Source organism: Bradyrhizobium sp. AUGA SZCCT0431, from assembly GCF_018131065.1.
GTDB lineage: Bacteria > Pseudomonadota > Alphaproteobacteria > Rhizobiales > Xanthobacteraceae > Bradyrhizobium.
The window spans coordinates 106,217-118,523 of the sequence record NZ_JAFCLR010000020.1 but is presented as its reverse complement, the minus strand read 5'-3'; the positions used below and the strand labels follow the sequence as shown (position 1 = coordinate 118,523).

6 protein-coding genes are annotated in these 12,307 nt (G+C 62.2%); 5 read left to right on the top strand and 1 reads right to left on the bottom strand.

Annotated elements, in window-relative coordinates; translation table 11 throughout:
• Positions 1 to 87 precede the first annotated feature (87 nt).
• The 4 genes from rpoC to JQ567_RS20910 all read left to right on the top strand — a co-directional run bounded on the left by rpoC (position 88) and on the right by JQ567_RS20910 (position 10,070).
• A complete protein-coding gene (gene rpoC / locus JQ567_RS20925; RefSeq protein ID WP_212440534.1) occupies positions 88 to 4,287 on the top strand; it encodes a DNA-directed RNA polymerase subunit beta' in 4,200 nt (1,399 codons plus the stop codon).
• A gap of 150 nt (positions 4,288 to 4,437) precedes the next feature.
• Complete coding sequence (locus JQ567_RS20920; RefSeq protein WP_212440533.1) at positions 4,438 to 5,529, top strand: LuxR family transcriptional regulator; 1,092 nt, start codon at positions 4,438 to 4,440, stop codon at positions 5,527 to 5,529.
• A 304-nt stretch (positions 5,530 to 5,833) separates the two neighbouring features.
• On the top strand, positions 5,834 to 7,888 hold the full coding sequence (locus JQ567_RS20915) for an FAD-dependent oxidoreductase (RefSeq protein ID WP_212440532.1): 2,055 nt from the start codon (positions 5,834 to 5,836) through the stop codon (positions 7,886 to 7,888).
• Between the two features lie 139 nt (positions 7,889 to 8,027).
• Positions 8,028 to 10,070, top strand: a complete 2,043-nt coding sequence (locus JQ567_RS20910; protein WP_212440531.1) for an ABC transporter ATP-binding protein — start codon at positions 8,028 to 8,030, stop codon at positions 10,068 to 10,070.
• Here the strand turns inward: JQ567_RS20910 and JQ567_RS20905 are convergent.
• Positions 10,010 to 11,236, bottom strand: coding sequence for an NAD(P)/FAD-dependent oxidoreductase (locus JQ567_RS20905; RefSeq protein ID WP_212440530.1), 1,227 nt, complete (start codon positions 11,234 to 11,236; stop codon positions 10,010 to 10,012). The two genes, JQ567_RS20910 and JQ567_RS20905, sit on opposite strands and share 61 nt — an antisense overlap.
• A gap of 685 nt (positions 11,237 to 11,921) precedes the next feature.
• Here JQ567_RS20905 and rpsL point away from each other — a divergent pair.
• Entirely contained in the window at positions 11,922 to 12,293 is a 372-nt protein-coding gene (gene rpsL / locus JQ567_RS20900) for a 30S ribosomal protein S12 (RefSeq protein ID WP_057849132.1), read from the top strand.
• Positions 12,294 to 12,307: the final 14 nt, after the last annotated feature.

The following is a 12,307-nucleotide window of genomic DNA, read 5'->3' as shown; positions in this document are numbered from 1 at the left end:
CACTCCGCTCGGACGTTGAGCAGGGCGCGCGCTGACAAAGAGTTTCGAATTTGCTGCCGGTGACGATCGGCACGCGAGGAGAAGACGATGAACCAAGAAATTATGAATCTCTTCAATCCGACGACGCCGGCTCAGGTCTTCGACCAGATCCGGATTTCGATTGCGTCTCCGGAGAAGATTCTGTCGTGGTCGTATGGCGAAATCAAGAAGCCGGAGACCATCAACTACCGGACCTTCAAGCCCGAGCGCGACGGCCTGTTCTGCGCCCGCATCTTCGGGCCGATCAAGGATTACGAGTGCTTGTGCGGCAAGTACAAGCGGATGAAGTACAAGGGCATCATCTGCGAAAAGTGCTCGGTCGAAGTGACGCTCTCCCGCGTCCGTCGCGAGCGCATGGGCCATATCGAACTGGCGGCGCCGGTTGCGCACATCTGGTTCCTGAAGTCGCTGCCGTCCCGCATCGGCCTTCTGCTCGACATGACGCTGAAGGATCTCGAGCGGATCCTGTACTTCGAATATTACGTCGTGCTGGAGCCGGGTCTGACCGCGCTCAAGGACCGTCAGCTCTTGTCGGAAGACGAGTATCTGAAGGCGCAGGACGAATACGGCCAGGACAGCTTCACCGCCATGATCGGCGCCGAAGCGATCCGCGAGCTGCTCAAGGGTCTCGAGCTCGAAAAGCTCGAAGCCTCGCTGCGCGCCGAGATGCAGGAAACTGAATCCGACATCAAGCACAAGAAGCTCGCCAAGCGCCTCAAGATCGTCGAAGCGTTCCGCTATTCCGGCAACAAGCCGGAGTGGATGATCCTGACCGTGGTGCCGGTGATTCCGCCGGACCTGCGTCCGCTGGTGCCGCTCGACGGCGGCCGCTTTGCGACCTCGGACCTCAACGACCTCTATCGCCGCGTCATCAATCGCAACAACCGCTTGAAGCGGCTGATGGAGCTGCGTGCGCCCGACATCATCATCCGCAACGAAAAGCGCATGCTGCAGGAGGCCGTCGACGCGTTGTTCGACAACGGCCGCCGCGGCCGCGTCATCACCGGCGCCAACAAGCGTCCGCTGAAGTCGCTGGCCGACATGCTCAAGGGCAAGCAGGGCCGCTTCCGGCAGAACCTGCTCGGCAAGCGCGTCGACTATTCCGGCCGTTCGGTGATCGTGGTCGGTCCCGAACTGCGGCTGCATCAGTGCGGCCTGCCGAAGAAGATGGCGCTCGAACTGTTCAAGCCGTTCATCTATTCGCGGCTCGACGCCAAGGGTCTGTCCACCACGGTGAAGCAGGCCAAGAAGCTGGTCGAGAAAGAGCGTCCCGAGGTCTGGGACATTCTCGACGAAGTCATTCGCGAGCATCCCGTGCTGCTGAACCGCGCGCCGACGCTGCATCGCCTCGGCATTCAGGCGTTCGAGCCCGTCCTGATCGAGGGTAAGGCGATCCAGCTGCATCCGCTGGTCTGCGCCGCGTTCAACGCCGACTTCGACGGCGACCAGATGGCCGTGCACGTTCCGCTGTCGCTCGAAGCGCAGCTGGAAGCGCGCGTGCTGATGATGTCGACCAACAACATCCTGCATCCGGCGAACGGCCAGCCGATCATCGTGCCGTCGCAGGACATCGTGCTCGGCCTCTATTACGTGTCGATCATGCGCGAAGGCCTGCCCGGCGAGGGCAAGATCTTCGGCGAGATGGCCGAACTCGAGCACGCCCTGCATTCGAAGGTCATCCACCTCCACACCAAGATCAAGTACCGGTGGGAAGGCATCGACGAGACCGGCAAGGTGTCCAAGCGCTGGATCGAAACCACCGCGGGCCGCGTCATGCTCGGCAATCTGCTGCCGAGCTCGGCGAAGATTTCGTACGACATCATCAACAAGCTGATGACCAAGCGCGAAATCTCCGGCGTCATCGACCAGGTCTACCGCCACTGCGGTCAGAAGGAGACGGTGATCTTCTGCGACCGCATCATGGCGCTCGGCTTCTACAACGCGTTCAAGGCCGGCATCTCGTTCGGCAAGGACGACATGGTCGTGCCGCACTCCAAGTGGAAGATCGTCGACACCACCCGTACGCTGGCGAAGGATTTCGAGCAGCAGTACAATGACGGCCTGATCACCCATGGCGAGAAGTACAACAAGGTGGTCGACGCCTGGTCGAAGGCGACCGAAGAAATCGCCAAGGAGATGATGAAGGAAATCTCCTCGACCAAGAAGAACGCCAAGGGCGCCGACGCCGACATCAACTCGATCTACATGATGGCGCATTCGGGCGCGCGCGGTTCGCCGGCCCAGATGCGTCAGCTCGCCGGTATGCGCGGCCTGATGGCCAAGCCGTCGGGTGAGATCATCGAAACGCCGATCATTTCCAACTTCAAGGAAGGTCTGTCGGTGCTCGAATACTTCAACTCGACCCACGGCGCCCGCAAGGGTCTGGCGGACACCGCGTTGAAGACCGCGAACTCGGGCTACCTGACGCGCCGTCTGGTCGACGTGGCGCAGGACTGCATCATCACGCAGGACGATTGCGGCACCAAGCTCGGCATCAAGATGCGCGCCATCGTCGATGCCGGCACGGTCGTGGCCTCGCTGGCGTCCCGCATTCTCGGCCGCACCGCGGGCGAGGATCTGCGTGATGCTGCGACCAACAAGGTCGTGGTCAAGCGCGGCACGCTGATGGAGGAGACGCACGTCGACGCCATCCAGCAGGCCGGCATCCAGGAAGTGAAGATCCGTTCGGCCCTGACCTGCGAACTCGTCAACGGCATCTGCGGCAAGTGCTACGGCCGCGATCTGGCCCGCGGCACGCCGGTCAACCATGGTGAAGCGGTCGGCGTCATCGCGGCGCAATCGATCGGTGAACCCGGCACCCAGCTGACGATGCGTACGTTCCACATCGGCGGCGCGGCGCAGATCAACGAGCAGTCGTTCATCGAGTCGAACTTCGACGGCAAGGTGACCATCAAGAACAAGGCCATCGCCAAGAACAGCGAAGGTCATCTGATCGCGATGGTCCGCAACATGGTCGTTGCGATCACCGACGCCGATGGCACCGAGCGTGCGACCCACCGCATTCAGTACGGCGCGCGCATGCACGTCGACGAAGGCGACATGGTCAAGCGCGGCCAGCGGATCGCGGAATGGGATCCGTACACCCGTCCGGTTCTCACCGAAGTCGAGGGCACCATCGGGTTCGAGGACCTGGTTGAAGGTCAGTCGATCTCGGAAACGCTCGACGAATCCACCGGTATCGCCAAGCGCGTCGTCATCGACTGGCGCGCGTCGCGGGGTGGGGCTGATCTGCGTCCGGCCATCGTGGTCAAGGGCAAGGACGGCAAGGTCCTGAAGCTCGCGCGTGGCGGCGATGCCCGCTACATGCTGTCGGTCGACGCCATTCTGTCGGTCGACACCGGCGCGAAGGTGAAGGGCGGCGACATCCTGGCGCGTATTTCCACGGAAAGCGCCAAGACCCGCGACATCACCGGCGGTCTGCCGCGTGTCGCCGAACTGTTCGAGGCTCGCAAGCCAAAGGATGCGGCGATCATCGCGGAAATCGCGGGCACGATCCGCTTCGGCCGCGACTACAAGAACAAGCGCCGCATCTCGATCGAGCCGATGGACAAGACCGAGGAGACCAGGGAGTACCTGATCCCCAAGGGCAAGCACATCCATCTGCAGGACGGCGACATCGTCGAAAAGGGCGATTTCATCGTCGAAGGCAATCCGGCACCGCACGACATCCTGGCGATCAAGGGCATCGAGGAACTCGCGGCCTATCTGGTCAACGAAATCCAGGAAGTTTACCGGCTGCAGGGCGTGCTCATCAACGACAAGCACATCGAGGTGATTGTCCGTCAGATGCTGCAGAAGGTCGAGATCACCGACCAGGGCGAGACCGACATGATCTCGGGCGAGCAGGTCGACAAGATCGAGTTCGACGCGCTCAACGTCAAGGCCAAGGAAGAGGGCAAGAAGCCCGCCACGGGAACGCCGGTTCTGCTCGGCATCACCAAGGCGAGCCTGCAGACCCGCTCGTTCTTCTCGGCGGCCTCGTTCCAGGAGACCACCCGCGTGCTCACCGAAGCCGCCGTCAACGGCAAGGTGGATCCGCTGGAAGGCCTCAAGGAGAACGTCATTGTCGGCCGGTTGATCCCGGCGGGCACCGGCGCCTCGATGGCCAAGATCCGCGAAGTCGCGGTCAAGCGCGACAAGCTGATCCTCGACGAGCGCGAGAAGCAGGCCGCGATCGTGCCGGCCGCTCCGGAAGTGGAGCCGCTGGCGCTGCCGCCCGCGGAATAGGGAACCCGTCCAGTTCCGCCCAACAAGAAAGCCGGCTGCGAAGCCGGCTTTTGCTTTTTACAACGCGGGGTCCCGACGCTTCACGCCTGACAACAGCGTGTGCTATCAGGTGATGGAATTTGGTGAACAACACGCTCCTTGCGATTCCCCATGAGCGACTCAATTTCAGAGCATTTGATCGACCGCATTTACGAGGCGGGGCTCATTCCTTCCCTTTGGCCGGCCGTGCTTGGCGAGCTCGGTGCGGCGACCAGCGGTAGCGGTGGGTTTATGTTCGCCGTGCGGGACGGATACGTCAGCGCGGTCAACTCAGTCGAATATGATGCGACCATGCCGCTGTTCTTGAATGACGGATGGAGCGAGCGCGATCCGAATCTGCCGCGCGCCATCGCGCTGAATCATGCAGGCTTCCTCACGGACGGCGATCTTCTCTCGGATGAGGAAATTGCAACCAACGACGTCTATTGCAATTTTTATCGCAAATACGGCCTCGGCTACCGGGCCGGCACGATCATCCCGATACCGAGCGGCGATTCGATCGCAATCGTCGTGCCGCGGCACCAGGATCTTGGTCCGGTGCCGCGCGAGATCGTCACCTTCCTGGATGGACTGCGGCCGCATTTGGCGCGGGCATCGCTTACGGCAAACCGCCTTGGCTTCGAGCGCGCACGCGCCCAGGCGGATGCGTTGCAGGCGCTGGGCCTGCCCGGCGCGGTGCTGCGTGCGCGCGGCCAGGTGTTGGCGGCAAACGGCCTGTTCGAAGCCTTGATGCCTTCGCTGTTTGAAGACCGTGCCGAGCGCGTCACAATGACGGATGTGACGGCGGATGCGCTGCTGGCCGAAGCGCTCGCCGCGCGGCCTCTTGGGGATGGCCGCATCATCAAGTCCATACCGGTTGCCGCGACGGCAAATTATCTGCCGATGGTCTTGCACGTCATTCCCGTCCGCGGGGCCGCGCGCGACATCTTCACGCAAGTGAGCGTGCTGCTTGTGGTGACGCCGGTCGATCGCGCCGCGGTGCCGACCGCCGAGGTCCTGCAAGGCCTGTTCGACCTGACGCCGGCGGAAGCGCGTGTGGCGCGCGGCATCAGCGAGGCCCGCACGGTCGAAGTACTCGCAGGGACGCTTGGTGTCAGCCGCGAAACGGTGCGCTCTCAGCTCAAGTCGGTGCTCGCGAAAACAGGCCTTTCGCGGCAGCAGGAACTGATCAGTCTGCTCGCCGGCAAGGCTTTCCCGAAATAACAAAACGTCCGCGGGAATCCGAAGGCGCACTCCACGCATGCGGGAATAAGGCGGCGTTCCGCTTGCCGCTACCGTGGCTGTGAATTCACACACGGCGACGCCCGATCAACCACCGGCGCCGAAACCCCGTAAGAGTACGGATTCGGATAGAAAAGCGCGGTTATGGCGGGCTCCTGGTGCTTTCCGGCATTGCTGCGATGCGCGGACCTGCTTTGTTCATCTTCCCTTCAGGGTGAAAAGCGCTTTTGCTAAGGAGACTTAAACCGGCTGCACTTGGGGGCAGGCGGGAACTTGCGGAAAACACATGCTCGATCTTGCAATCGTAGGCGGCGGCCCGGGCGGGCTGATGAGCGCCTGGTATCTGAAAAAGAAGCTCGGCGACCTCTGCCGCATCACGATCTACGAGGCATCCGACCGGGTCGGCGGCAAGATCGTCACGCGCAAATTCGATTCGGCGCCGGCGATGTATGAGGCCGGCGTTGCCGAGATCTATGATTACTCGATGACCGGACCCGATCCGCTGCGCGAGCTGATCCAGCATTTCGGCCTGCAGACGATTCCGATGGACGCCGAGCAGGTGCAGTTCGACGGCGAACTCCTCAACGACGTGCCCGGCATGCGCCGCAGATACGGCGCGAAGACCGCAGCCGCGATCGAGGGCTTCCGCAAGCGCTGCAGCGATATGGTGTCGCCGATCGAATATTACGAAGGCGTCGGCGCCCACGATAACGAGCATCCGTGGGCCTACATGACGGCCGAGGAACTGCTCGAAAAGTTCGTCGACGACGATACCGCCAAGCGCTTCTTCAAGGTGATGGCCCGCTCCGACATCGCGACCGAGCCCCACAACACCAACGGGCTGAACGCGCTGAAGAACTTCGTGATGGATGTCGACGGCTATATCGGGCTGTATTCGATTCAGAACGGCAACGAACAACTGGTCGATTGCCTGCGCAGCGAAGTCACGGCCGATATCCAGCTCAATCACCGGGTGCTCCAGGTCGGCAAGACGTCCTCCGGCCGCTATCAGCTCAACATGATGAACGGCAAGGGACCGGAGACGCGGGATTTCGATCTCGTGGTGATGTGCCTGCCGCATTCCTGGCTCGGCACGATGCGCTGGAACGGCGAAGAGCTGCGCAAGTCGATGGTCAAGCATGTCGCCTATTTCGACCGGCCCGCGCATTATCTGCGGGTCTCGATCCTGTTCGACGAACCGTTCTGGGGCGAGAAGATCCCCGGCGCCTGGTTCATGTCGGAGGCATTCGGCGGCTGCTGCGTCTACAATGAGGGCGCGCGCCATGACGTCGGCAAGCACGGCGTCCTGAACTGGCTGATCGCGGGTTCCGATGCGCTGGCGTTTGCCAATCTCAGCGATCAGGAACTGATCGACGCCGCGCTGAAGTCGCTGCCGGCGTCACTCGGCAACGCCCGTGACTATTTCAAGGAAGGCAAGATCCATCGCTGGCTGTCGTCGGTGAACGCGCTGCCGGGCGGCTTGCCGGTGCGCGACGTCATGACCAACCACCGGCCGGAGCCGAAGGAACATCCGGGGATCGTCGTGGTCGGCGACTATCTGTTCGACTCCACGCTGAACGGGCTGCTCGATTCCTCCGACGCCGCCACCGACATCATCGTCTCCGAGATGATGCGGCTGCGCCGCGCACGCGCGCAGGCGGGCGGGTCGCTCTCCGACAAGATCGACCGCGATTATTTCCAGAATTATCGCGGGCTTGGCCCCTACAGCGAGGTCTGGAGCGAGTTTACCGACCCGGCCTATCTGACGGACCTGATCAAGATCGTCTGGAACCGGGCGAGGGGCTACAAGCTCCTGATCGCCGGCTCCGCCAGCGGCGAACTGGTCGGCGCGCTGCGCGAGCGCGGCATCGACGCCTGGGGCATCGAAAACAACCGCGCCATCCATGCCCGGACGCCGAAGGCGCTGAAGAAATTCAACAAGCTCGGCTCGATCGTCGATATGCCGTTCAAGGACGGCGAATTCGATTTCGTGTTCGAGACCAGCCTGTGCCACATCGCGGAGAAGCAGGTGCCACGCGCCGTGCGCGAACTGAACCGGGTGATCAAGACCGGACTGCTGTTCGGCTCCGTCACGTCGGACACGCCGCCGGCGCTGATCGACCGCTACGACCTGCTGCGCGGGGTGAAGAAGCTCGGCACCTGGTGGGAATGGTCGGAGTTGTTCTTCGGCAACGGATTCGACCTCTCAATGCATCGCCGCGACGTCACCGATGCATTGTGGGCGGCGACGCTTGCCGCCAACAAGGGGCCGGGGCAGTGGTACGCGGACTCCGACAGCCTGCGCTATTCGTTCTTCGACAAGGTGGAGTCCGAAGACTGATCGGCAACTGCCGGTACTCGGATTGTTTGCCAATTGTTTTGCCGAATTCATCCTGATCGCATAGGATCGGCGCGGTAGCGTCCACCGCTATCGCGTTTCGATTTGCGGTCATGCCGGCCGTGCAGCATCGGTTGGTTTCATGGCGCCAAAGCCTCCTTCTTCGGATGATCAGAATCCCGCGCCAGCGGACGATCCTGAGCTTGCGAAGAGGCTCGCGCTCGAGGCTATCGCCAGTGGCAAGCCGGCAGGCTTGCCCGCCGCCGATGACGGCATAAAAGACAAAAAAGCCAAGAAAGACGAGGACGACGACGAGCTGGAGCTCGACGACGATGATGACGAGGACCTCGTCGTCTTCACCGCGAAGGAAGCCGCCGGCGCGATGGCGACGGTCTACGGCTTCGTCAAGCCCTATCTGGGCAATTACAGGAAGCCATTGGCGATCGTCACCTTCGGCGTGCTGGTCGAGACGCTGTTCAACGTCATTATGCCGCTCAGCCTGAAGTTCCTGATCGACGACGCGCTCGGCGAAGAGGATTTTCAGGCGCTGTACAAGATCCTCGGCGTGCTCGCGGTCGCCGGCATCATCACCTCGATCGTCGCGATCTGGTATGAGCGCTGGGATGCGCGGCTGGCAGCCGGCATCATTTCCGATGTCCGCACGCGGTTGTTCGAGCATGTCCAGAGCTTGCCGGCGGGCTATTTCGCCCGCACCAAGCGTGGCGAAATTCTCTCGCGCTTCTCGATCGACCTCTCGGCGTTCGAGGGCGCCGTTAAGACCTTTGCCAACAGCGCGGCGCTGCCGTTCCTGGAGCTGATCGCCGGCATCATCCTGATGCTGTTCCTGAACTGGCAGCTCGCGGCCGTCGCGCTTCTGGTGTTTCCGATCACGCTGATCGGCCCGCGGATTCTGACGCCAAAGGCGGTGCAGGCCAATTACGAGCAGAAGCTGAATGAATCGGCGCTGCTCGGCACGGTGCAGGAAAACGTCGCGGCCCAGGCGGTGGTGAAAGCCTTCAGCCTGCAGCGCCGCACGCTCGGCTGGTTCACCATGCGCAACCAGGATGTGCGCATCAAGACCGCCTCCGCGGTGTTCCTGTCGACCATGGTGGAGCGCACCGTCACGATCTCGGTGCTGTTGCTGCATCTGGTGGTGCTCGCGATCGGCGCCTATCTCGCCACCAAGGGCCAGATCACCATCGGCACCTTCGTGACCTTCGAGAGCGCGTTCTGGGAGGTGTCCTACAACATCGCCCATCTGATGCATTTCATTCCGGTGTCGATCCAGGCGGCCGCATCGGTGCGGCATATGCAGGAACTGCTGGACGAGCCGACCCGCGGGGCCGACCGCCCCGGCGCGCCCGATCTGCCGCGCATCACCAACGACATCACCTTCGACCGCGTGACCTTCCAATACGAGGGCAGCGAGACGCCGGTGCTCGACAATCTCAGCCTCAAGCTCAATGCGGGCAAGCGCATCGCCATCGTCGGACCCAGCGGCTCCGGCAAGAGCACGCTGCTCAATCTGATCCTGCGGCTCTACCAGCCCGACGAGGGGCGCCTGACCATCGACGGCGTCGACGTCCGCCGCGTCACCCTGGAATCGCTGCGCCGGAGCATGGCGGTCGTGTTCCAGGAGAACATGCTGTTCAACATGTCGATCCGCGAAAACATCCGGCTCGGCAAGGAAGGCGCGACCGACGAAGAGGTCGTGGAGGCCGCCAAGAAGGCCGAGATTCACCAATACATCATGAGCCTGCCGCAGAGATACGACACTTCGGTCGGCGAACGCGGCGACACGTTGTCGGGCGGCCAGCGCCAGCGCATCGCGATCGCGCGCGCCGTCATCCGCAATCCGTCCATCCTGCTGCTGGACGAAGCGACGTCCGCGCTCGACCAGACCACGGAAGCTGCGATCAATCGCACGCTGCTGACGGTCGCGGAGGGACGCACCATGATCTGGTCGACGCACCGCCTGACGTCGGTGGTCGAGATGGACGAGATCATCGTGATTTCAAACGGCAAGGCGATCGAACGCGGCTCGCACGCGGAGCTGCTTGCCCGCAATGGCGCCTACCGCAAGCTCTGGGACGATCAGGGCCACAAGCCGCACAATGCGGCCGGTCAGGCCGACGACGACAATGAAGACGACGATGATGAGGACGAGGACGACGAGGAGGAGTGAGCGTGGGTTTTTGATTCCGCGCTGATCGCCTTGCGTAGCCGTCGCAAATTGCCTTCGCCAAACCACGCCAGGAACCGCGCCAGGCGTTGTGCGCGCCAGTAGATGCCGCGGTCCAGCGTGACCTTGCGGAAGCTGAAGGCCTTCGCCATCGACCAGGCGTCGCAGGCCTGCTTGACCGGATCTTCGTAATACGACGAGATCTTGGCCTCGTTCATGCCCTCGGTCGCCAGCCAGGAGGGAATATGGACGTTGCAGAGCTGGGTGACGTCAGTGAGTACCTTGTCGCTGCCGGTGCCCGTGACGGGGCAGGTGGTGGCAAAGGCGTCGCCGACCAGGACGATGCCGGGCTGCCGATAGCCTGTGCTGACGTGGAGATCCGCCGGCCTGATCTTGACGTCGCCTGACACGGTATACTCGCCGGTGATGCGGCGCAGCCGTGGCAGCGCGGCATCCATGGTCTCGACCGGCTCTTGCCGCATCTCGCGCAGCCAGGGATCGTCGGCCTCGCGATAGGCGAACAGATTCGCCCGCATCTTCGTGCCGACCGGAAACAGCGTCAGATAGGGGATACGGCCGCTCGGACGTTCCGAAAAATAGGTCAGCGCGGGAAATTCGAAAGCGGCCCGACCGGCGGGCGCAAGGTCGAATCCGATCGAGATCGAGTGACACGCGCTGATGATCTGGCGTTCGATGCCGAGATTGCGGCGGAGCCCGATGTTCAACCCATTGGCCAGCACCACCAGCCGCGCCGAGATCGATTCGCCGTTCGAGAGCGTGAGCTTCTGGCGATCGTCGCTGGTCGAGACATCCGTGACCTTGGCGTAGACCAGTTCGGCAGGTTTGGGGATTTCGGCCCGAATCGCCATGATCAGCGCGTCATACATGATGCCGAACTGCTGGCTGGGCCGCTTGTCGAGCAGATATCCGGCCCGCGCGATCCAGTTTTCGCCGTCATGGGTGGTCGCACGCAGCAGCGAATCGGCGAATCCCGTCTTGTACAAGAGGTCGACCTGGGTGCCGCCGCTCAGCTTTTCGACGCGAAAATCGAACGGATAATTTTCATGCGGGTCGATCAGGAGCGCCGGAATCCCGGCGCGTCCGAGCATCGCGGCCGCGGTCGAGCCGGCGAGGCCACCCCCGATAATTGCAATGTCGGTGTACCGCATAGGAGTTTCCGGCCTTGAAGGGCTAGTTTTGCGCCGGGAAAGGCAAATAAAGGCTTAGCTTGGCAATCCGCTTTGGACGGGAACCCGGCGAATTATGTTTCTGGATATATTTACCCGGGTAAAATAGGCGAGAATCGCCGGTGCCGCTCGATTCGAAGAAGCGGGAGTGCCGCCGATTTCTCTACGCACCGATTCACGCGAAGCTCTGAATCTGCCGGTACCATAGGCGTTTCCTGCGTTGTCGTTTCGCTTGACTTAGCTACTCACGGCTTATAGAAGACCCCCACTTCACGACAGGCGGTGAGCGTCGCCAGCGTCGGAACGGAACACCCTTTCAAATCCTTCTGGACTGAGACGGGCACCAACCTCGACGAATGCCGCTCAAACGCTGTCGATCATATAGCTAGGCAATGCCAGTGCGATTTTAGTTCTCTTGAGCACGTTCTCTTGAGAGTGAACTCGGATGCATGACCTCGGTAGCAGGCCGAACAGCGAACGCTGATCGGTCTTCAGTCGCGGTCCTCTGTGGCGTCGAAGCGCTTTCCGCTCAGCAATGAGTGGTTGGCGCGATTTCGTTTTGCGTGGGTCTTTTTCCCGTGCAAGGCGGCCGAACGGGGCGGCTAGTCCCGAGAAGAATTTGCGAAGCCATCTCCGGTTTCGCGCGAACTAAAGGGTGAAGGCTGACATGCCGACGATCAACCAGCTGATCGCAAAACCGCGTACCGTGCAGAAGTCGCGCAAGAAGGTGCCGGCGCTGCAGCAGTCGCCGCAGAAGCGCGGCGTTTGCACGCGCGTCTATACCACGACCCCGAAGAAGCCGAACTCGGCGCTTCGTAAGGTTGCCAAGGTGCGCCTGACCAACGGCTTCGAAGTGATCGGCTACATCCCCGGTGAAGGCCATAACCTTCAGGAGCACTCGGTGGTCATGATCCGCGGCGGCCGCGTCAAGGATTTGCCCGGCGTGCGCTACCACATTCTCCGCGGCGTCCTCGATACCCAGGGCGTCAAGAACCGTAAGCAGCGTCGTTCGAAGTACGGCGCGAAGCGTCCGAAGTAAGCGGGAACAGCCAA

What these genes read in the sequence shown, in the direction of transcription:
- JQ567_RS20905 (WP_212440530.1), bottom strand. Translation starts at nt 11,236, where the DNA reads ATGCGGTACACCGACATTGCAATTATCGGGGGTGGCCTCGCCGGCTCG.
- JQ567_RS20915 (WP_212440532.1), top strand. Translation starts at nt 5,834, where the DNA reads ATGCTCGATCTTGCAATCGTAGGCGGCGGCCCGGGCGGGCTGATGAGC.
- JQ567_RS20910 (WP_212440531.1), top strand. Translation starts at nt 8,028, where the DNA reads ATGGCGCCAAAGCCTCCTTCTTCGGATGATCAGAATCCCGCGCCAGCG.
- rpoC (WP_212440534.1), top strand. Translation starts at nt 88, where the DNA reads ATGAACCAAGAAATTATGAATCTCTTCAATCCGACGACGCCGGCTCAG.
- rpsL (WP_057849132.1), top strand. Translation starts at nt 11,922, where the DNA reads ATGCCGACGATCAACCAGCTGATCGCAAAACCGCGTACCGTGCAGAAG.
- JQ567_RS20920 (WP_212440533.1), top strand. Translation starts at nt 4,438, where the DNA reads ATGAGCGACTCAATTTCAGAGCATTTGATCGACCGCATTTACGAGGCG.